The sequence below is a fragment of the Candidatus Sysuiplasma acidicola genome, assembly GCA_019721035.1.
Taxonomy (GTDB): Archaea; Thermoplasmatota; Thermoplasmata; order Sysuiplasmatales; family Sysuiplasmataceae; genus Sysuiplasma; species Sysuiplasma acidicola.
The window spans coordinates 1-21597 of the sequence record JAHEAA010000005.1; the positions used below are offsets into that span (position 1 = coordinate 1).

Sequence of the window (21597 nt, forward strand, 5' to 3'; positions counted from 1 at the left end):
CGCTTGTGTGACACATGGCGCATGACTTTCGAGGGTCCTTTACCATTGAGATTCCTTTGCGAGAAAATCTGTTGGCGTTACTGCCTTAAATCCCTCATGGGCATACTTGCTATTTACCATGGCTATTACTGCGTTTTCCCAAGTTACAATATAGTCTACTTTTCTTGCGAGAGCAATTGATATCAGGTACCAATCGTTTCCCAAGCTTTTCAGGATCCCTTCATCGACTGTGAGGTGTGCGGTACTGACGGTATTCATATGTTCGAAAATAGCATTGAGTTTGCTTCGAACATAAGGTTCTTGCAGACTGCCGAGTATCCTGAGCACCTCTGCCATTCTATTGTTGATTTGTTTGGCTCTTTCGATGATGTTGCCATCATTCTGGAATACGCGTTCAATTTCCCCTCTCAGTGCGTCACAAGTGTAAGCGGTTATTAAGTCGCTTACCACCAGGTCGTACAGTCGTCTATTTGGACTTCTCCTATTCTTGGTGAGAATTCCCGCGATGATTACATTTGAATCAATTACGACGGAAGTCAATCTTTCACTTCGAGTTTCTTCAAAAGTGATGTTGCTTGTACCAACTCATCTTCGCTTACATCGTGTTCTTTCAGGACCCTATGGAAGTATTCATCCACAACATCTTCACGCAACGCGGACTTTGTAGTGAAATCAGGGTATGCATCGTACACGGTCTTGATTAATTCGTCATAATTCATCCGATTATACTTTTCTTTGAACGTAATCAGCGATCGCTGTTTATCTCTATCGATTGTTCTCCAGGCTTCGGCACCTGCCTTGAAGCCAGCCACGGTAAGTTCAATACGATCCCTGGAAACCAGGCCGGACCAGACAAGATCCTCTAAATCGTTTGATAGCTCTTTAGAGAATGGACCGTACCATCCGGGTTTGAATACGTAGTGCTCATCTGCGAATATGTCCCCGAATTTCTGCTCGTAGAGGAATATCTCCTTTTGCAAGTGTGTCTTTGTCGGAACCGGTTCATTATCCTTGAGCGACTTGCCCCTTGCAAATATGAACGCAAGGAGAGTTTTTGATGGTGTCACGTTCTTTCCAGCCAACCATTCACCAACTATCTATTAAAGTATTTTCTGCCCAACTTTAGGATTGCAGATTTATAGGTGCTATGGAAAGAGGTGTATTTAATTGACGGTGTTCGATATTTGCCGTGATTGACTATCCCATTTCACCGCCGGATTGCCAATTTTCACAGCATGCCATTGACTTTCTCCAGTTGGTGCAACAGGGTTATGAGCACATTAAGGTCAGTTAAGGGCAACATTTCAGAATTTCTAAATGCCAGAGCTATTGACTATTGGCAACCTGTTTCGGACCACTGCAAGAATTTATTCTTGGGTTATGAGCTCAACTGCCGGGGGGGTTCGATCCCAAAGCATTGGTTTGGTTGTCCAGCTCAATAACTGTGCCAATATTTGAATAAAATATATGCGCTGTAAGAAGATTCTCGGTAAGAAATCGGCAAATAGGAATGCAGTTATGGCCCATTATTGGAGTATTGGTGAATATGAGCGGGTATGCGGAAGAGGACAGTAGGATTAAGGTGCTGTCAATTCTTCAAAGAAATAAGCTGGATGATAGCACTATAGCCTTTTTCACGTCATTGCCAAAAATGGGAACGGAGAGAAATGCGCAGAAGAGAATGGATAGAGTCAGGAGTTCAATTGAAAAAGCGGACAGTGTACCAGATCTGCTGTAATTTCCTGATCCTGTACTTCCACTCTATTCACCTCAACTGTCTTCCAAGCTAAGATATTTTCTGCCTGTCATCCACTCCTCATTGATGTCCATAAGTATGGACACCGTCAGTCGCAGTAGCGACTGTTCACCCGGAAAGGCACCGACTTTCCGGGTTCTCCTCTTCAGCTCCAGGTTTATCCGCTCGAGCATGTTGGTTGTGCGCAACCGCCTCCAGTACTGCCTGGGAAATGAAGTGTAGTTGAACAATGAATCATGGTAACGGTCAAGCATATCCGCCGCCTTCTCCAGTCCCAGGGAGAGAAGCCTCTCCCTGAATGCCGGAACAGACTCCGGGCTGTTCATTGCAGCCTTCATTTCATAGGACACCTCCGGCCAATGCCGTTTTGCCATTGTCTTCATAATGTTCCTCATGAAGTGTACATTACATGGCATAATTGCCATGCAGCACCTGTAAACGAGTGCTGCACAGCCTGCATTATGCCCCTGTGGCCGTCGGAGATGACCATCTTGACGCCATGAAGGCCTCTTGCCTTCAGTTCGTCAAAGTACCCTTCCCAGAGCAGTCCGTCTTCGCCGTCAGCGATCTTTGCACCTAGTATCTCCCTGTTGCCATCCGCCCTGATGCCGGCAACAACAAACAGTGCCTTTGAGACATATCTTGCTCCGTCCCTCACCTTGAAGTACGATGCATCGACTATGAGGAATGTAATCTCGTCATCGATTGGTCTGTCAAGGAACTGGTGAACGGCAACATCCAGTTCCTTTGCCATCCTCGACACGGTAGATGGCGATATGTTCTCTACGCCGAGCTGCTCCACGACACTGCGTACATCCCTTGTGGCAACGCCCTGGATGTACGATTCCATGATGACACTGGTGAGCGCATTCTCGACTCTGGAATATGTTTCGAAGACCTTTGTCCTGAATGGAAACTCCCTCAGCTGCGGCTTGGACAGCTGAAGTAGTCCGTGTCTTGTCTTCAGTGTTCGTTCCCTGTATCCGTTCCTGTGTGCCCTTCTTCCCTTTCCCCTTACGTATCTGCCGGCACCGGACTGCTGTTCTGCTTCATGATCCATGACCTGATTGAGAAACCATGTCATGAGCTCGCGCATTCCCTGCTCATTGCTGTTCAGATACTCTGCTATTAAATCCCTGATATCCTTATTCTCTATGCCCTGTGCTTCCATTCTCAAACACTCCTAATGTTCAAGAGTGAAGGTACAGGGTCTATTGAAATTTACAGCAAAAGGTGTACACGTCCCAGTGTACAGCTTTGTCTTTAACTTCACAATGCAGCTGCGAGTAACATCTTGTAATCAGAATGCCGATTCGTACATGTGCCAGAATTCTCTTCGTAAATCGTAATTTAGACATGGACTTAAACCCAAATAGGTTCAAATCCGGATGAGCCCATATTTATTGCCGTTCACTGTTCCGCTGAACGAATCCGGGCAACCTTCAAACTCAAAAGACCAACCTCGGGGTCAGCCTGTTCGCTACCGTCACAAGAGTACAACACTCTGATCACAGCATAAGACAGTATGGATGGCATGGTCAAAGTCACGGGCCTGACCGACCAACCTATCTATGTTCAGCTTCAAAACGGGACCGAGGAGTGGCTACTCCTCGGCCAGCTCAACTTCACAATGAAGATCTTTGATCCGCTCAACAACACTTGGCTGCCTGTCTACAACATAACTGCGCTTCACGGCAATTTCACGGTGTACGACGTATCTGCAGCACCAGTCTATCATGGCAGCACTCTTGGAGGAGACTATATAGCAAACGGCATATTTCTTGACGACAAAATAGCTTGATGGGATACCAAGGCGAGTAAAGAGAAGTTTGGGAATATGGGACCTCCACTTCAGTCAGTACGGCCGCCAGAACTGGGTCGTGAAATTAGTCAAAAGGTCAAAGCAGTGGTAGTGGTAATCATGGTTGTCGCAGTGTCAGCCGTTGGTCTTGTCTCATATTACTGGGCAAGCAGAACGGTCTCGGTTACATTCGTGGAGTCAGGCCTGCCTGCCGGCAGCAACTGGTCTGTCTCGATGTTTAACCCCACACAGGCTGTGGCCCAGCGCACGTCCAATTCCACAGTCGGCAACCCGTCCACCATAACAGTCAACGGTCTGGAAAAAGACACATGGTATGGCGTTGTGTTCAACTATCCCGGAGCCTATGCAGCTTATGCCAAATACTGGGGCAAAAACAACAGTATCTGGTGGGAGGAATACAACAAGCCGTTCTCATTCTGGCAGAACCCTTCTCAGCCCATAGGCATTAAAACCAACTCCAGCTCATCCACTTTGAAAATACTCTTCGATCCCTTCGTCAATGTGGGCTTCTCCTTGGCGTTTGTGCATCTCAATAACCAGACATACGGTATGTATGATGGAGGAGGTGTTGGAGCTGTCTCTACCAGTACTTCCGTACCGTTCGGACCGCAGCCTGTGAACGACACCACGGTTGTTTATGGCTACGAATTCGCCCCTGGCACAGTGTTGCAAGGGAGTAATGGCACATTGCTCAACCTGACTGGCTCTTTCAATGTCACTCAGGTGAACCTCCAGTCGAATGTGACCGGAATATCGATAATTGGTATGAACCGTACTTTGCCCTGGCACGTCTACATGAGTCCAGTTGAGCCGGAGATCATCGAGATCAATGTTTATATTCCTCACGAACCTATAATCCAGGCAGTCCTCAATTTCACTCTAACTATTGAGGGCTGGAACCCGAATGGGCAATGAAGCCGCAGCAATAGATACCCCTTTGTTGATCAAATGTGAACTGTCGATATCGTGAGAGATGAATTAGCTATCCATCTTCGAGACAACTGGATATCTCAGTGGCATATGCGTAGCAGAGCTCGGTAGTACACAGCATCGTCTGCAAATTCACAACACAACTGTTAGTGACATCTATCCATCAGAATGCCGCTTCGTACATGTGCCAGAATCCTCTTCGTAAATAGTAATGCCGGTATGGACTTAAATCCGAATAGGTTCAATTCCTGATGAGCCCACTTCATTCTAAGAGCATGTTGCAGCACGCACCGCAGTCCAGCAGTTCCTGACCCGGGGCGTTGAAGGAGTGTTTGATTGTTACATGACGTGCATGATTATCTGAACACTTATATGTCGGATGGCGAATAGGTTGCAAAGTGCAAGATAAAACAGTGTGCAATACAGCTGGCTTCTGCACCGGGCTATTTTCATTGCTCGGGGCAGAAAATGACATTGGTAATAAGTCGACGCGAAAGAGTGCTTCAGATATCTCACTCACAGGAAAACTGGATTTCCCTGCCCCTTATTCCTATGCTCTGGACTGGAAAATGGACTATGACGGCATATTTTCGATCGTTAGGAAGGCAGTCAGGTATGTCATAAACAAGGAGCGCAGCGGACTCGGACTCATGCTCTCCGACCTTCCATCGGAACTCGGGGCATTCTGGGAAGTGGGCGGCAACTACATAGTGCTCAACGAAACACTCGTGGAATTGATGAGGAAGATGGCGAGATCAGCGCGCGAATTCAACTCCTACGTGTTTGTTGTCCTCGCTCACGAATATCTTCACGCTATCGGCTACATCGACGAGACAGACGTCAGGAGAGTAACAGCGGCCGTGACAAACAAGGCGATGGGAGAAGATCATCCGGCAGCCCTGATGGCTTCCGGAGATATGTGGGCAATGTACCCGTTCCTCAGACTGGCTGGAGATGGAAGGGGCAGGAATACGAGGATCGTGGGCAGATTCGACAGCGAATCAACAAGAACATACATCTGGTGATGGCATCTGCCTTTTCTCCACCAATTACAATTCAGCCGGATTTGACAGTAGCCCTGTTTATAACGACCTTTGAAACAGGCCGATCATTACTGTCCCTCTTCACGGCACTTATTGCTACTGCGACATCCATTCCTTCGGTAACTCTGCCAAAAACAGGGTGCTTGGAATCCAGGAAATTATTGTCTGCCACATTTATGAAAAATTGACTTCCCCCGGTATTCGGCCCTGCATTTGCCATTGAAATCGTGCCTTTTGAATTCCTGTTTTTCCTCGAAAACTCATCTTTAATGCTGTAGCCAGGTCCGCCCCTGCCGGTTCCCGTAGGGTCTCCGCCCTGAATCATGAAACCAGGTATAACTCTGTGAAAGATGACGCCGTTGTAAAAGCCCTTCTCAGTCAGTGTTCTGAAGTTACCTGCGGTAACGGGCATTTCGCTCTCAAAGAGTTCGATAACAATCTTTCCCATCGTAGTTTCCAATATTACGCTGGACATTAGGATCGTCTGAGCATCGGACAACATATATCTAAACCATGCGGCCCACTATTTTTTTGTCCAGGCTGCTGTAGGAATGACATTATGTGCTGCCGTCATCTGGTTCAGACCGTGCAGCGCTGAAAGAGTGTGCCGGCACTGCAGCAGACAGAAGTACAAGCAAGCTGAATGATCCACGCCTGAAAGACAATCCTCCGGGCTAACTGCGCAGAATAATCCCATTGTTTTTCAGGAAGGCTACAAGACCTTCTGCATTCCGGAACAGATGCGATACAATGCCTCGTCTTTCAGCAGCTGCAACATTCTCCGGTGCATCATCAACGAACAGACAGTCCTTCGCAGTTGTTCCTGAAACTTTGATGGCTGCATCGAATATCCTGCTATCCGGTTTTACGATACCTACAACATAGGAAAGAACGACCCCGTCAAACAGCCTGTCCATGCCGTAAGTGGTCTTCAGCATGGTCCATGTGTGTTCGGGCATGTTGCTCAGGGCGACAATTTTCACGCCACCCGCGTCCCTTGCCTGCTCCAGCACACTCCACACTTTCCTGTCTGGGATTATGCTCGAGTCCAGAATCGAAATGAATTCGCCTGCATCGATGTTTAATTCGAGTCTGTCCAAAACCCTCATGCAGAATTCACCTACGGTGATCCGGCCTTCATCGAACGCAACGGCTTCCTCCCTCAAAATGAGGAAAGCTCTCAAATAATCTGTTCCGAACCGTCTGTTAAGCGTTTCAGACATTGTTGCATAGGCGTTCGAAACGCAAACCCCGCCAATATCGGTAATTAGACACCTCAAAATAATATACCGGATCCGGCAAATAAACGGCGGAATATATACATTAATGCCGTATGAGCAAGCGAGAATTAATGAGCAGCATGAGGACTATTTTGCAGTATATCCGCCATCTGCAATCACTTCAGAACCTGTCATGAAAGATGATTCGTCGGACAGGAGGAATACAATCACATTCGCAATTTCATCACTGCGACCCAGACGGCCAAGGGGATGCATACCTGCAACCATTGAATAAACGGCAGTCCTTTCTCCTAAGCTGTCCGCATAATTCTGGACCATCGGCGTGTCTATGAATCCGGGATGAACAGAGTTGACGCGAATTCCGTGCTTGGCGTAGAGCAACGCATCCACTTTGGTCATCATTCTGACAGCTCCCTTTGATGCATGATATGGAGGAACGTCCTCGCCACCAACTAGACCGTAAATCGACGAGAGGTTGACGATGGAGCCGCGATTGTTCCTTATCATATATGGAAGGGCGTGCTTGGTGCAGAAAAATGTGCCTTTGACATTGACCGAGAACACTATGTCCCATTCCTCCTCTGTTAATTCGTGCGTAGGCTTGCTTGACCCGCTTATGCCCGCATTGTTGACAAGGCCGTAAACCGGGCCGAGTTCCTTGTTGAGCCTGGTGAAGGTGCCGCTCACTTCCTTTTCGCGGCTCACATCCATATGATAGTAAGATGCGTGCCCGCCCTTTCCGACAATCTCACTGACGACATCTTTTCCTTCAGTATCCTTCACATCACACACCGCAACATATGCGCCTTCATCGGCGGCTCTGATAGCCGTAGCCTTCCCGATTCCAAGAGCGGCACCCGTCACAACAACAACTCGTTTGTCTAACCGGCCTGGCAAAATAACACCAGATTACCATGAACCATCGGAGACTAATAAGTTTCGCAAAACATTTTCGCTTTTCAAACTAATATGCACTTAACCCGCAAGCAAAATACATTCTGCCAAAAGATCATACAACAGTGTCGTCGAACCGTTCCACCTGCCTGTCTACAAATTCCGTGAACTGCTTCAGGAAAGCCATAACGTCGCAGACAATTCCATAATCTGCATACCTGAAAATAGGCGCGTCCCGGTTGTTGTTTACTGCAACCACTGTTCCCGCATACCTGATGCCCACAACGTGATTATCCTGACCCGAAATGCCGAGAGCGATGTAGAGCGACGGAGAAATTGAAGTGCCTGTGAGTCCTATTTGCTGCTGCCTCGGGACCCAGCCCATATCCACAACAGGTCTGGTAGCACCTACCGAGGCACGCATTTTTCCTGCAAGATTGAGAACTGCGACCAGATTATCTCTGCTCTTCAGGCCCCTGCCCACGCCAATAATGATGTCTGAACTGCTGAGTTTCCTGTAATCCCGGGACAATTCCCTGAATGACACTCTTGTCGGCGATGTCCTGCCTGAAGGCTGAACGGTGCTGATACGCATGGGGGCGGTTCCAACACATCTGGGAAATATTCCCGGCCGTACAGTTGCCATTTCAGGGGCAGTCATGGACATTATACGGGCAACTATGCCACCTCCGAAAGCAGGTTTGTACTGTATGAGTTTGCCGTTTTCAATTTTCAGGCCCACACAATCAGCCGTCAGCCCCAGTCTGAGTCTTGCGGCAATTGCTCCAGCGATTTCACGACCATCGAGAGACGACGGGAAAACAATACAGCGTGGTTTCGATGAGGTGATGAGTTCTGCAAGCGTGTCGGTAAGCAGTTCGTTGCCAGCTCCATCAATATACAGGTATTCGTGGCAGAGCATGCCTTCGAGCGCCTCAGGGGGAATATTGCCGATCACTTTGACAGAGAGGCTTTCCGGTATGGAGAGTTCTGCGAGTTTAGATGCAATTTCCATTGCGGTGTCAGGATCGTTGAGTGCAATGCCCCATAGTTCGCCTTTGTGTTCATCTCCACTCGACAGATCAACTCTACGGGCAGCAGTTTTTCTGAACTTCATGGCGATGGTGTATACCAGCCTGAAGGCGTCTTCCCCAGCTTCGATGAAGGATGTCTTCCTGAAACTATTCACTCTCTCTGTTCCCGTGACAGCAGTTGGTGAATCCGAACCGCTTACCTGCGCGCCGGCGTCCCTCAGATTCATGACGCGTACGCGTTCTTCGAGATCCGGCGAGGCCGGCCCCGGCACCCTTGCCTTATTGATCTTCTCGCTGACTGAAAAGACGGCCGGAAGCGGAAGAGAGAACTCTGCAACTCCGTCTTCACGATCCTGTTCAACCACCACACGACCACCTTCGTCAAAATCGATTCGGGAAACTGACGATTTGAACCCAAAGTTGAGAAATTCTGCGACTTCGGGCGGTACCTGTGAGGTTTCACCGTCAAGGGAGTATTTACCCATCAGAATAAGATCGGGTGACAATTTCCTTGCCACCGCTGCCAGCACTTCGGATGTTACCAGTGTGTCGGCGCCAGACAGATTCCGGTCAGTAACGAGAATCGCACGATCGATACCCATTCTAACCGATTCGATCAATACATCCTTAGCAGATGGAGGGCCCATGGACACTGCAATAGTTGTAGCTCCTGTTTTTTCGTGTATTCTCACTGCCTCTTCGACAGCCTTTCTGTCAAATGAATTCATGAGAAGAGGTACTCCGTCTCTCTTCACTCTCATAGTGGTTGCATCGAATTCTATCCTGTTGACATCCGGAATCTGCTTAACAAAAACAAGCACATGCATCAGATATTCACCAGTACTTCGTCGTTTTCCACCTTAACGTCGTAAACCTTCAGAGGCTTCACGTCGCCGCCATCCTCAGGCGCAGAAACGACTGCTCCGGTGGAGGGATTGAATGTCGCATAATGAAAGCTGCATATCAGATTCCCTCCTTCGAGCATTCCGTTGGAAAGATCGTCGTTCTCGTGCGTGCATCTGAGCGACGTGGCGAATAACTTTTCCCCGTCCCTGATGATCAATATCTCGATGCTGCCTGCTTGGGTTCTCAGGAGCCCCGAAACCGGAATGTCGCCAAGGTTGGCGACGCGTTGCCATGCCATAGATGGTGAAGAAACAACTGCCTATAAACGGTTTCGAAAAAAAGCGGCGACTGCAGTTGATGCGATTTCACTGTTGTGTAAGCAGTCTCAGAGCTTCCTCTTTTGTCTCCGGGTTCTTCTCGAAAGTTCCACGGATAGCGTTCGATACTGTTTCTGAGTTGAAAGATCTGGCTCCTCTCATCTCCATACACATGTGTCTTGCCCTGATGAAAACCATCACACCTTTGGCTCCAAGCTTGTTGAACAGAAAATCTGCGATTTCACTTGTCAGCCGTTCCTGCACCTGTGGTCTCGATGCGAAATATTTCACCGTTCTAGGCAGCTTTGACAGGCCAACGATTCGCTCTCCGGGAATGTAGGCTATCGACACGTCGCCAATAATCGGCAGCAGATGATGTTCGCACATTGAGTACAGTGGTATAGACCGTATAGCAAGTATATCGTGATAACCCGGATTTTTGAACGAAGTCATCCCCGGCTCTGTATCGCCATTCATGCCTGAGAACAGCTCAGAATACATTCCGTAGACACGTCGCGGCGTGTTCCTGAAGACTTCGGTGTCCTCTTTTACTCCTATTTCCCTCAATATCGTTCTCACGGCTTCTTCGATGCGTGCCTGCGACCTGGAACTCCTCATTGAGTTACGACCCCACTTAATTGACTTTCATAGAATATAAGTACTTTGAGTTAGCGATGATGTCACAACGAGTGCCGGCTTTTGACAGTTGCGGCGCTGCCGATCTATTTAAGCAAATACCAGGATGACAAAGAAATGGCAAATCTGGCAGGAAGAACAGCACTTGTGACGGGTGCGGCCAAGAGGATCGGCCGTGAGATTTCTATCGCAATAGCAAGCGACGGCGCTGACGTCGTTCTTCATTACAACAGTTCACTGAGCGAAGCAGAATCGTTGAAAACAGAAATAAAGGCAATGGGAAGGAACGCATGGACAGTGGGCCAGAAATTCACGGGCCCAGATTCTGCGGACGAACTTATGGAAAAAGCGACAGATGCTGCCGGCAGGGTCGACATACTAATCAACAGCGCTTCTGTCTATCCCGCCGCCCTGGAAAAATCACATGAGCGGGAGAAAATGGGGTCGACAGTCATGACAAATACATGGATTCCATGGATCCTCTCCAACCGTTTCTCCAAAATCGTTGACAGTGGCGACATAATAAATCTGCTGGACACGAGAATCTCGGGACACGACATAGGGCGGCCGGTTTATTACCTCAGTAAACAGTTGTTGAGATACATCACGGAAGAACTTGCGTTGATCCTTGCACCGCGATTCAGAGTAAATGCAATTGCACCTGGACTCATCCTGCCCCCTGAAGGCAAAGGTCCGGCCTATTTTGAGAAGCTCAAATCGGATGTGCCACTTAAGAAGAGCGGCGAGGCACGGGATGTTTCAAACGCAGTCCTGTTTCTGCTGCACAGCGGATTCATAACAGGTCAGATAATATTCATAGACGGTGGCCAGCACCTGCTGCACAGGGTTTACGGAGCCGGAAAATAAATCTATTAATCATCTGTGTCATCGGGTTAAACAGAAAATGAGGGAACTGCGTGAGGCAGGAAAATAGTGAGGATGAGGAGCAGGGCGACACGATAATAATCGACAGATTGCACCTCAGATGTATCATAGGCATTAATGACATCGAAAGAAAGCAGAAGCAGGATGTTCTGATAAATGTCGAACTGTTGACAGATATGGCGGAGGCGATAAGGACTGACAGAATAGAGTCGACCGTCGACTATAAGTCGGTGACGAAAGAGATTATTTCCAAGGTTGAAGGTTCCGAGTTTTTCCTGCTCGAGGCCATGGCTGGCATGATCGCAGACATTTGCGTGGCAAAACACGGCGTCAAAAGGGCCAGAGTGACCGTGGAAAAACCCGGAGCACTGAGGTTCGCGAAAAGCGTTGGAGTTCGGATAACAAGGGAAAAGAAAGATCATCATGGCTGATGTGTATCTGTCGCTCGGATCGAATCTTGAACCGGAGAAGAACATCAGACTCGCTCTCGGTGAATTGTTTCGAAATCCGGGCGTTATCGGTTTGTCGACTGTTTACCGCACTTCGCCAATAAAGAGCGTGGAACAGCCGGACTTCTATAACTGCGTGGCCAGATGTGAGACGTCTGTAGGACCGCACGAACTCAAATTCACCATTCTCAGAGAGATTGAGGCAAGGCTTGGAAGAAAAAGGGTGGCCAACAGATATGCTCCAAGGACAATTGACATCGACCTGATAATATATGGAGAGGAGTGCTTTGACGAAAGGGGGCTGCATATTCCGGACCCGGATATCAGACACAGACCGTTTCTTGCATTCTGCCTGCAGGAATTGAACGACAGATTGTCTGTGCCTTGCGCTCATCTGAACATATGGGAAATAACAACGACGATCAGCAGGAAAGGCATGAAACCATTGGACAGATACACCACGGAACTGCGGGAAGAGTTTAAACTTCACTGATTCCCTTGATTCGATTATTCCTGATAGTCGCACCGATCGTTATTGCACGAAAATACCTTGATCTCGCCTTTTTCACCATACACGGGCTTAAGCTGCCCGCTGCCGCACCTTGGACAGAAATATATGAAATCAGAGACTCGATGAGAGGACAGGATATCCCAAATTATCTTTCTTGACAGATATCCGGCCATGTCCGAGACAGTAACATAACCCACTACCTTGCCATTATTTGTCACTGTAGTCCGCTCGAGACCGTTACGTACCAGATACTCGGCAACCTTTGGCAATGAGAGATTGTGAGGCACAGACGGGAGTGGTCTCCGCATCACTGCCTTGACAGGCACTTCGTCAGGTCTTTTGTTTCTGAGGATGAATCTCTTAATCAGGCTTCGCTCGCTGAGCAGACCGACCGGAAAACCGTCTGCATTTGTCACAATAATGCCATACACCTTATGCTTGGTCATCATTTGGACAGCTTCAAAAATGGTGGCGTCTTCACTGATAGTCTGATAGTCCGAACTCATGATGTCTTCCAGTTTCACAATCTGCACTCAGCCTGGGGGCAACCTTGACTCTCCGTCCGCGGCGCCTATGCCAATAATCCTGCCGCTTCCTATATAACAATGGCGCTTTCGACCATGCTAAATGCGACAAAATGAACTGGATTCACCAGTTCATGATGGGATTCGGGAAACATGGCCCGGATTCATGTCCATAATTCAGCGTTCTTCGCTGGCCATTTTGATAAGCATCTGATGCTGATTGCAATTCGAGGACTGGCATTATGCAATATACTAGCACGTTCAGCCGGCAGGTTATCTGCCATAGACCCAGTCGGTGAACCTGTAAACACTTTTCGGAAAGACGGTTGGCGTGCTGTGCCGGACCAGGTCGAAATTATCGTTGTTGGGAATCCATGGGAAAAGCTTAACTTATACGTGTTCATCTTCTAAAGGGGTTTAGAGAATGGCTGCTAATCGCAAGATTAATTGTCCGGCATGCGGTTTTTCCATAAGTGCCGACTCACGGTCCTGTGATTTTTGCGGCTACGAGTTTGAGACCGACATTGACGAGAAGCCATCAGCATCTGCATTCAAGTCGGAGCTCGCGCCCAAGCAGGCTGAGAATCCTGGAGCGGAGGCTCAGAAGAAGAACGTAAACGGCAAAAAGAAAGGGAATAATAAGACTAAACCCGCCACCGCTGACCAGAAGCCGGAAGATGAGCAGGTTCCTGCCGTGGCGCCTGCCATGGTGTCTCAGACGCCGGTTCAACCGGCTGCCGTTAATAGCTCCACCCGAAGTGCTATTTCTGCCGAGGACAGAATAAAGGAGCTGGAAAGGCAGCTTTCTGAAGCAGAGAATGAACTCGATGTAATATCGAAGATACTTGTTGACCAGCCAAAGGAGATGAAACAGGAATCTGCGCCTGGCGCCGCAAGCGTCATGCCGGCAACTTCCCAGGCGGCTAAGTCCTCTGACGGTGAAACACAGAGACGTGTTACCACAGACAGGCAAAGCATTCAGACGACACCGAACTCATCGACCGCATTTGATGCTTCAAAGAAAAACAGGACTCCGCTGCACCTGAAGTTTAGAGCCCTGAATGCTGTCTCGATAGCGATAGGAGTGGCTGTCTATGTTGCCTCGGTGTTTCTATCCTCGAGCCTGGGCAGCCTGGAGGAGTATTTCCTGATGTTTTCGGGCGCCGTACTCATTACGCTGGGCCTCTATGCATCGATCGAGACCGCAGAGATTGAGCAACGCCAGACAGTCTATCATGGCTGAAATGCAATGCCGGAAGAGCCATAAATTCAGCGCGTATCGACATAAAGTGGCGGTCCGCCCATGTTCGCGCAAACCGTGCATTGACATAAGCAAGGACAGACGGTACTGCGTGAAAGAAAGACAGAGTGCAACAATTATATGCCTGATACCGGTAAACAGATCACGTGATTTGCCTTGGCATTGAGGGAACAGCCCACACGGTCGGCATCGGAATAGTCGATTCCGGTGGCAATGTACTGGCGGAGGGAAGCCATATGTATCGCCCTGAGAAAGGGGGCATACATCCCAGGGAGGCTGCAAACCATCACGCAGAACATGTCGTTCCACTCATAGAGGACACTCTGAAGCGATCCGGAATAAGCATTGAGTCTATTGACGTCATAGCCTTTTCACAGGGTCCGGGACTCGGACCTTGTCTGAGAACGGTTGCAACGGCCGCCAGGGCTATCTCGATTTCTCTTTCCAAACCGCTGATAGGTGTAAACCACTGCGTAGCACACCTCGAAATTGGCAGGATGAAACATGCCGTAGATGATCCGGTAATGCTCTACGCATCCGGCGGAAACACACAGGTCATCGCTTACTCGAAACCCAGATACAGGGTGTTCGGAGAGACCATGGACATCGGCGTGGGAAACATGCTTGACAAGTTCGGCATAATGGCAGGACTGGGATTCTATGCCGGGCCCGTGATAGAAAAGCTGGCAAAAGCCGGTACGAAACTGATTGATCTGCCATACTCTGTCAAGGGCATGGATGTTTCGTTTTCCGGCATTCTCACGGCTGCGAAACAGCAACTGAAAAATGGCTGTTCACAGGAGGATCTTTGTTTTTCCCTGCAGGAGACTGTTTTTTCGATGCTGACGGAAGTCACTGAGAGAGCCATCGCACAGGCAGAAAAGAGCGAGATAGTGCTCGCGGGAGGAGTTGCTCGTAACCGCAGGCTGTCCCAGATGGTTCATGAGATGGCCGCGGATAGGGGAGCGCGCGTATTCGAGCCCCCATTTGAATATCTCGTCGATAACGGGGTCATGATAGCGTGGAACGGCTTGCTCGCATACGGTTCCGGGCAGCGAATGTCTATCGAGAGCTCCGCCGTTAACCAGAGATACAGGACGGATCAGGTTCAGGTTACCTGGCGCTAGTGCGTGCTGCGAATCTGCTTGCCCGTGATCTCGTCCACAGACTTCAGAAATTCCATGAGATGTTCCTTCGGAACCATGGCACCGGATGCTATCACGTGCCCTCCGCCGTGTCCTCCGAACTTCGATGCGGAAACAGAAAGACTTTCTGCAAGATCCAATCCGCTTGCGACCAGCGCCTTGGTTCCTCTTCCGCTCACTTTGTATGTTTCTCCGGCCAGGGAATATGAAAACGTCGGTCTGTCTTTGCGGCCTATGAACGCCATATAAAGACCGCACAGCGCTCCGGCCAGAGAAGGATCGTCTGAGCGGAAATACTGTATGTTGTCCATCTCTTCGATTCCTTCCTCAAGCTCGTTGAGTCTTGAAATCATTGCTTTGTTATAGTCCAGTCTGAACTTAAGCGTCTCTGCGGTAGCCTCTCCGTCCGCCAGCTCCATGGCAAGTCCCAGTCCGTAATTGCCGGTTCGCCCGCAGGCGTTGGCTAGACTCGCCATCTCCGCAATGCTCACTCCGGTAAGTTCCGAATAATACTGAGTCGACAGTATCTGTGAAACGTTCTCATAATCGCAGCCGTTTGATGCGAGCGTCATCATCAGTGCGGATGCAACTCTCCTCAAATCCTCCTCAGAATAGGATGAGTAGTTGATGTCCGGTTTAATTCCGAGAGCGTTGACATAGTCTGGTAAAATCTCGGGTTTACCGGTGAGTCCTTTGAAATAAGGTTCCGGCGAGTTCAATATTGAATCGGCCAGAGTATTGCCCTGTAGTTGAAGCGATTTTCGTTCGACTATTATTCGACGCTTGATCGCCTCGTTTAGTATGTCCAGGTTCAATCCACGATAACCCCCGAGATGCTGCATGTCGCCATGAGCTCCTGCAAGCGCCGGGACGGCTGCATCCCAGTTTGCGTCATCGATGTGCTGGGCTAGAAGGAAACAGGTTGTCGCACCGCTCACGTCCGTCGTTCCGTTAGATCCGAACAGGCTGGGATTCACATGAATCACGCGTTCACTGTCACGGAGAGGTTTGTGATGGTCGAGTACAATTGTGTCACACTGGAGTTTTTCCAGCAACTCAAGCTGGCCGCTTCCCATGTCGGAGAAGATAAAACACTTTCCGTTTTCGTTTTTAAGACTGTCCAAGAGACGGGAGTCCAGACTCTGGGTCATCGTAGCGTGAAACGGGACGCCCAGCCGCCGGAGCATAATGGACAGGACTGCTGCCGAACTGATCCCGTCTGCATCATAATGGCTGATGACCCTGACTTTGGCTGAACGTGCTCCGGTGAGAACAGCCTTGGCTCTCTCGAGCCTTTCAAGCAGTTCTTTTTGGAGTTTGATGCCGCTCATTTATATCCATCTGCCTCTCAATACTGAAACCTTCAAAGAGTTATCCTCTAAATGTTACGTCCCTGCCACATGGAATGCAAACTGGCAGATAAGCAATATTGGTGCACAAAAGGCTTCGCCTGGGCGGTTATTCATTTGCGGCCACCTCCTGCGTGGGATCTGTCGGGCAAGCGGCGCTCTGTCGCATGCAACATGATGCAACGAATCCAACGCAATCTCATGTTTTGCAGTTCTCCGTGCAGGCGTAAACGGATATCGTCACACATCATGCTCAGGCTCCACCACGCTCCCGGCGGAAGGTCGGCCGTCGAGATTCCACAGGCTTTTCATAGGTGTGAATGCAAGAGCAGAGAGAAGCAGGAGCGCTCCCGCGATTTCGTAAACTTTCACGACGCCGATTACTGTTATCAGTATGCCACCTACGACAATAGAAGGCGGACCGCCGATGAAACTGAGCAACCCGTCTATCGCGAAATATCTCCCTCTCATCGGTGTGGGCACCAGGTTCTGCGCCGACGAGAGCCAGACGTTTCCTCCAAAACCGCTGACCAAACCTATGCCGAAGCCCGCACACAGCGCCACCGGGACAGTCGGGAAAACGCCAAGCAGTAGCATCAGTGCTCCGGCACAGGCACCATTGACCAGCAGCCACACCTTTCCAGCGTGCCTGACCGCATCTGTACGCCCTACAAGGAGAGCACCGGCTGCCCCGCCTATGACAAACGCGGCAAGTATGGCACCAAAGAGGAATGCACCCGCACCGACACCGACTCCGACGTAAATCACCAGAAAATAGAACGTGACGCCGAACAGGAAGTTGAAAATGACTGCGGAGAGAGACAGTTCAAGAAGTCCACGCTGTGTGATGAGCCATCTCATTCCTTCCCTGATTTCATTGCCCATCATCGCCTTCCCTTTCCCCGCACGCCCGACCTTCTTTTTGCCCACAGCCCCAAGTCTCAATAGCAGAAACAGTGAGAACACAGCGGCAATGATGTATCCTGCAGCGCTGTAAATGAATGCCAGAACTGCGCCTGCAAGCACAATGAGTGCCCCGCCGAGGGCGCTGGAAAAAGAACCGAGCAGATTGTAACCCGCAATCGTCACGCCGTTCGCGTCAGCCACTTCATCCGGCCCCACGAGTTCAGGAAGAACCGAGTGGTCCGTCGACCTGTATAACTCGTTGGCTCCATTCCATACCAGGCTGAACACAATGACTGCGAGCAGCTGGAAACCTGCCTCAATGGTAATCAGCGCAAGCATCACCAGGCAGGCAGCACGGAGCGCGTTTGAGAACAGGAGCAGCGCCCGGCGGTTGTACCTGTCTATCCATACGCCTGCAGGGAGCGTGACAATTACGGTCGCCACCGAAGCCGCAAGGCCAACAATTGCGACATCTATTGCAGAATGTGTTACTGCGAACACGAACCAGATGACGGACACGTTAGTGACAGCACCAGCGGTTCTGGACGACAGGTTCATGCCGAAATAATCGAGAAAGCTCCTGTTCCGAAAGATTCCCTCGGATATGCCCTTCACATCATACGCTCCCCAGATTTTACAAAACTTTCCGCAGCAGCTGACCGGGCAATCAATTTCCGGCTTGTCTGCCGCACTCAGGGCTGCACCCTGTCAGGCGTGCAGAAGATGCCTGTCCTCAATATATTTCCTGGCAGCCTCTCTTCCGGAAACCATTGCCGCCCTTATATCATACTGCCGCCTCTCGCTGATTGAAAAATCAAACTCACTGCCCATCTCTGTTGCAAACACGACTCCCTTTGATTCGATCAGGCGGCGGAAGGCTGCAGCCCTCGCCCGATCCAGGCTGTTCAGGATTCTCTCAGATGCGACGACCTTTGACACGCCCGCAAGGTGCAGTATCTCGTCGTGATGCTGGAAGATGTTTGAGTCGAACCGGATATTCGGTCCGGTCGGAATCGGTGGGTAGGTCCTGTCTGGAAGACAGTAAATTCCGTCTCCACTGTATTCCTGCCCCATCTTCAGACGCACGCCCAGTTTCCTCAGCACTTCCCTGTAATACTCGATGAGTCTGACGAATTCGCCCTTCTTGTGCTTATCCCGTATATCCAGCAGCTGGCCGCCTATGTCTGTTCTTTTATCATATACCGTTACACTCAGCCCCGCCTTCGCTAGGCAGATCGCAGCTTCGAGGCCTTTCACACCGGCGCCGACGACATTCACTTCACCTTTGACTCTCGGCAGCGGGTTAACCAGCAATTCCAGTCCAGTCGAGGGGTTTACAGTGCACCTGACTTCGCCGTACGTGAGGTCGCGGCAGGCCTGGTTGCACCTGATGCATGGTCGAATCGCAGTGTCGCCGGCCAAGACCTTTTCCGCAAAATATGGATCGGCTAGCATTCCCCTTCCCACCGCAACGAAGTCCGCCTTTTCGAGCACCCTGCGTGCATCAGCGGCATTTGTGACGGAACCAACGACGATCGTTGTCACCGCGGGCTTTCTCGGCAGCCTCTCAGCGATGTGTGTCTTCACCCCATAGAATGACATTGAAGAGCCGGGGGGTGCTGTTCTGCCCGCAGAGAAATGGACGTAGTCGACAGACTTCAGTGATTCAGCTATGGAAAGCCCGTACTCCGGGCCATAGCCGTCGGCGTCGTCCTCATAGAGGCTCAGCCTGATGCCCAGATTGGTGTCCACCTCTGACCTAATTGCATCTATGATTTCCTGTGCGAATCGTATCCTTCCCTCGAAAGAGCCGCCATACCTGTCCTTTCTCTGATTCAGTGCTGGTGACAGGAACTCCTGTATCAGGTAACCATGTGCTCCGTGAAGTTCTATGCCGTCGAAGTTGGAGCGCTTCGCCACTCTTGCTGCCCTGACGAAGCTGGCAATGGCATCATCTATGTCCGCAGGGGACATTTCCGCAGGTGTGGTTCCCAGATAATCAACAGCCGTCGGCGCATACGGCCACACTGCATTGTTCTCAGTGAGTGCCTTTCCACCAGCGTGCACCAGCTGAACGAATATGTTAGCGCCGTGGTTGTGTATCCTTTCTGTGAGCCGCCTCAGCTTCGGCGCGAATTCATCAGTATACAGGCCCATCTGATTCCTGGCACCTCTGGAATTCGTTCTGTCGATGTACGAGTACTCTGTGATTATGAGGCCGGCGCCTCCTTTTGCCCTCTCTTCGAGATATGCCATGTGGCTTTCGTTTGTGCTGCCATCAGGGTTGCAGAGGTTGGATATCATGGGTGCCATGACAATGCGGTTCTTAACGGTCAGGTGCCCGATTGTACCTGGCTTGCCTATCTTGTCTTCATTCATCCTGCAATCATCATTGTGATTGAATATCTGAACCTTTCCAGCAGTAACAGCTGAACATGACGGAGCGGATGACATTTTGCACGGAACAGGGCAGAACATTGTGGTGGTTCACTTTCCCTACCTTCCGCTACACCGCTAAATGGAGTTCAAGCCCACTCCTGCAGGGGCCGCATGGGACGACGAAAGTCTAATCTATGAAATCAATCTAGTGGCGGGCAGCCGTAACGGCGAGATGAATCCTGAATGGACAGATACGGAAGCAGCGTTCTCAAAGTGGAGCCATTTGGTATTGAACACATACCGCATGATGAAAGACATGGCAAACCGGGAAAATTATTCACGCTCTGGTTTGCATCCAACGTAACAATAGGCAGTTATGCGGTGGGTTATCTTGCAGTTTCACTCTTCTCCCTTCCCATCAGTTCGGCACTCCTTGTCCTTCTGGCAGGCAATCTCATCGGCGGTTTCCTGCTTGCGCTCGCAAGTTCGATGGGGCCCTCGTTCGGCTATCCACAGATGATCATAACAAGGGGAACGTTTGGAAGGAAGGGCGCATATATGCCTGCTTTTCTGCAATGGGCAAGCAGCGTGGGATGGTTCACTGTCAACGCCGTTCTCGGAAGTTTTGCACTGGAGAGCCTGCTTCACATCGGATATGTCCCGTCTGCGCTCATTCTCGTTTCTGTCATGATCGTCATAGGCATATACGGTCACAATTTCATACATCAATTTGAAAAGATAATGGCCCTGGTTCTCGGAGCTTTTTTTGCCGTTGCAACGGCAGTCATACTGATGCACGGGCAGAGTTTTGCGGCCTACAAGCCTGCAGTTGTGCCAGGCGTTCCAGCCTACGCGGTGAATTCCGTTCTACTCATGGGCGCATCGCTCTCATATTTGATGAGCTGGGGGCCTTATGCCTCGGACTATTCGAGGTACCTTGGAGAAAAAACTGATTGGAGGAAGTCTGCGGCTTTCACATTCCTGGGAGGATTTGCGGCATCTTTCTGGTTCGAGGCGCTTGGTGCGCTTGTCGCCGCGTACATCTATGGCAATTACAGCAGAGCGGCTTCCATAGGCATAATCGGTTCATTCGGATATGTGCTCGGCCTGCTAGGAACTGCAGCACTGATTGCCATCGTTCTGGGCACACTCTCAGCCAATGCACTGAACATATATACGAGCGCATTGTCTTCGCTCGTACTGGACATCAGGATCGGAAGGTGGAAGGCGGTACTGTTGTCGGGCACCATAGGCGCGGTGCTTACGATTCTGCTGTCAGGGAGCTTCACATCATTTTACGAAGGATTCCTGCTCCTCCTCGATTACTGGATTACGCCATGGCTCGCCATAGTGCTGATTGATTTTTTTGTGCTACGCCACAGGAATCCAGTCACAGTAGACAGGGCCACGAACTTCAAAGCCAGCGGCCTGCTGAGTTATCTTCTCGGTCTCGCCGTTTCCGTTCCTTTCATATCATGGGGATACGGTTCATTGAGCTACACCGGATTCATATCGGCCAGTTACCTTGGGGGGGCTGATGTGAGCTACTATGTGGCGCTGTCCGTTACCGGATTATCATATTATCTGATGATGAAAAGGAAACCGGAGCCCGGAGCAGGTGCTGACGCTTTGAGATTGAAAACTGGCGGAGCAAGATGATAGAAGATGG

22 protein-coding genes and 1 pseudogene are annotated in these 21597 nt (G+C 50.0%); 10 read left to right on the forward strand and 13 right to left on the reverse strand.

Annotated elements, in window-relative coordinates:
* Positions 1-39: 39 nt before the first annotated feature.
* Together KIS30_03235 and KIS30_03240 are read right to left on the reverse strand one after the other, a co-directional pair.
* Positions 40-540 (reverse strand): PIN domain-containing protein, encoded by a 501-nt coding sequence (locus KIS30_03235; GenBank protein MBX8645758.1) that lies wholly within the window; start codon positions 538-540, stop codon positions 40-42.
* Positions 537-1082 (reverse strand): hypothetical protein, encoded by a 546-nt coding sequence (locus KIS30_03240; GenBank protein ID MBX8645759.1) that lies wholly within the window; start codon positions 1080-1082, stop codon positions 537-539. Before KIS30_03240 ends, KIS30_03235 begins: the two co-directional genes overlap by 4 nt.
* 464 nt (positions 1083-1546) lie before the next feature.
* Here KIS30_03240 and KIS30_03245 point away from each other — a divergent pair, with 464 nt between their 5' ends.
* Positions 1547-1738 (forward strand): hypothetical protein, encoded by a 192-nt coding sequence (locus KIS30_03245; protein ID MBX8645760.1) that lies wholly within the window; start codon positions 1547-1549, stop codon positions 1736-1738.
* 32 nt (positions 1739-1770) lie between these two features.
* Here KIS30_03245 and KIS30_03250 read toward each other — a convergent pair.
* A pseudogene (locus tag KIS30_03250) lies at positions 1771-2927 on the reverse strand (IS256 family transposase).
* Positions 2928-3281: 354 nt separating this feature from the next.
* Between KIS30_03250 and KIS30_03255 the strand changes: the two are divergent.
* From KIS30_03255 to KIS30_03265, 3 genes are all read left to right on the forward strand, one after another.
* On the forward strand, positions 3282-3557 hold the full coding sequence (locus KIS30_03255; GenBank protein MBX8645761.1) for a hypothetical protein: 276 nt from the start codon (positions 3282-3284) through the stop codon (positions 3555-3557).
* A gap of 120 nt (positions 3558-3677) precedes the next feature.
* Positions 3678-4493 carry a hypothetical protein gene (locus KIS30_03260; protein MBX8645762.1) on the forward strand — a complete coding sequence of 272 codons (816 nt, stop codon included), beginning with the start codon at positions 3678-3680 and terminating at the stop codon, positions 4491-4493.
* A 413-nt stretch (positions 4494-4906) separates the two neighbouring features.
* The gene (locus tag KIS30_03265; GenBank protein ID MBX8645763.1) at positions 4907-5533 is read left to right on the forward strand and encodes a hypothetical protein; all 627 of its coding nucleotides are present in this window, start codon (positions 4907-4909) and stop codon (positions 5531-5533) included.
* A gap of 31 nt (positions 5534-5564) precedes the next feature.
* On the opposite strand, the gene KIS30_03270 is transcribed toward KIS30_03265, so the two are convergent.
* The 6 genes from KIS30_03270 to folE all read right to left on the reverse strand — a co-directional run bounded on the left by KIS30_03270 (position 5565) and on the right by folE (position 10501).
* A complete protein-coding gene (locus tag KIS30_03270; GenBank protein MBX8645764.1) occupies positions 5565-6026 on the reverse strand; it encodes a peptidylprolyl isomerase in 462 nt (153 codons plus the stop codon).
* Between the two features lie 199 nt (positions 6027-6225).
* Positions 6226-6660, reverse strand: a complete 435-nt coding sequence (locus KIS30_03275; GenBank protein ID MBX8645765.1) for an HAD-IA family hydrolase — start codon at positions 6658-6660, stop codon at positions 6226-6228.
* Between the two features lie 258 nt (positions 6661-6918).
* Entirely contained in the window at positions 6919-7689 is a 771-nt protein-coding gene (locus KIS30_03280) for an SDR family oxidoreductase (GenBank protein ID MBX8645766.1), read from the reverse strand.
* A gap of 112 nt (positions 7690-7801) precedes the next feature.
* Complete coding sequence (locus KIS30_03285; protein MBX8645767.1) at positions 7802-9547, reverse strand: FAD-binding protein; 1746 nt, start codon at positions 9545-9547, stop codon at positions 7802-7804.
* Positions 9547-9864: a Rieske 2Fe-2S domain-containing protein gene (locus KIS30_03290; GenBank protein ID MBX8645768.1), complete on the reverse strand. Its 318-nt coding sequence runs from the start codon at positions 9862-9864 to the stop codon at positions 9547-9549. The genes KIS30_03285 and KIS30_03290 overlap by 1 nt, the downstream gene beginning before the upstream one ends.
* 67 nt (positions 9865-9931) lie before the next feature.
* Positions 9932-10501: a GTP cyclohydrolase I FolE gene (gene folE, locus KIS30_03295; GenBank protein ID MBX8645769.1), complete on the reverse strand. Its 570-nt coding sequence runs from the start codon at positions 10499-10501 to the stop codon at positions 9932-9934.
* 135 nt (positions 10502-10636) lie between these two features.
* Here folE and KIS30_03300 point away from each other — a divergent pair, with 135 nt between their 5' ends.
* The 3 genes from KIS30_03300 (at position 10637) to folK (ending at position 12346) form a co-directional block, all read left to right on the forward strand.
* Positions 10637-11386: an SDR family oxidoreductase gene (locus KIS30_03300; protein MBX8645770.1), complete on the forward strand. Its 750-nt coding sequence runs from the start codon at positions 10637-10639 to the stop codon at positions 11384-11386.
* A gap of 92 nt (positions 11387-11478) precedes the next feature.
* Positions 11479-11835, forward strand: a complete 357-nt coding sequence (locus KIS30_03305) for a dihydroneopterin aldolase (protein MBX8645771.1) — start codon at positions 11479-11481, stop codon at positions 11833-11835.
* Positions 11828-12346, forward strand: coding sequence for a 2-amino-4-hydroxy-6-hydroxymethyldihydropteridine diphosphokinase (gene folK / locus KIS30_03310; GenBank protein MBX8645772.1), 519 nt, complete (start codon positions 11828-11830; stop codon positions 12344-12346). The genes KIS30_03305 and folK overlap by 8 nt, the downstream gene beginning before the upstream one ends.
* Before the next feature lie 14 nt (positions 12347-12360).
* On the opposite strand, the gene KIS30_03315 is transcribed toward folK, so the two are convergent.
* Complete coding sequence (locus KIS30_03315) at positions 12361-12870, reverse strand: CBS domain-containing protein (protein ID MBX8645773.1); 510 nt, start codon at positions 12868-12870, stop codon at positions 12361-12363.
* 442 nt (positions 12871-13312) lie between these two features.
* On the opposite strand from KIS30_03315, the gene KIS30_03320 reads away from it, so the two are divergent.
* Positions 13313-14131: a hypothetical protein gene (locus KIS30_03320; protein ID MBX8645774.1), complete on the forward strand. Its 819-nt coding sequence runs from the start codon at positions 13313-13315 to the stop codon at positions 14129-14131.
* A 164-nt stretch (positions 14132-14295) separates the two neighbouring features.
* Complete coding sequence (locus tag KIS30_03325; GenBank protein ID MBX8645775.1) at positions 14296-15276, forward strand: bifunctional N(6)-L-threonylcarbamoyladenine synthase/serine/threonine protein kinase; 981 nt, start codon at positions 14296-14298, stop codon at positions 15274-15276.
* On the opposite strand, the gene KIS30_03330 is transcribed toward KIS30_03325, so the two are convergent.
* The 3 genes from KIS30_03330 to KIS30_03340 form a co-directional block, all read right to left on the reverse strand.
* Positions 15273-16625 carry a DHH family phosphoesterase gene (locus KIS30_03330; protein ID MBX8645776.1) on the reverse strand — a complete coding sequence of 451 codons (1353 nt, stop codon included), beginning with the start codon at positions 16623-16625 and terminating at the stop codon, positions 15273-15275. The two genes, KIS30_03325 and KIS30_03330, sit on opposite strands and share 4 nt — an antisense overlap.
* 258 nt (positions 16626-16883) lie before the next feature.
* Positions 16884-18164 (reverse strand): MFS transporter, encoded by a 1281-nt coding sequence (locus tag KIS30_03335; protein MBX8645777.1) that lies wholly within the window; start codon positions 18162-18164, stop codon positions 16884-16886.
* Positions 18165-18257: 93 nt separating this feature from the next.
* Positions 18258-19928 carry an NAD(P)-binding protein gene (locus tag KIS30_03340; GenBank protein MBX8645778.1) on the reverse strand — a complete coding sequence of 557 codons (1671 nt, stop codon included), beginning with the start codon at positions 19926-19928 and terminating at the stop codon, positions 18258-18260.
* Between the two features lie 243 nt (positions 19929-20171).
* Here KIS30_03340 and KIS30_03345 point away from each other — a divergent pair, with 243 nt between their 5' ends.
* Positions 20172-21587 carry a cytosine permease gene (locus KIS30_03345; GenBank protein ID MBX8645779.1) on the forward strand — a complete coding sequence of 472 codons (1416 nt, stop codon included), beginning with the start codon at positions 20172-20174 and terminating at the stop codon, positions 21585-21587.
* Positions 21588-21597: the final 10 nt, after the last annotated feature.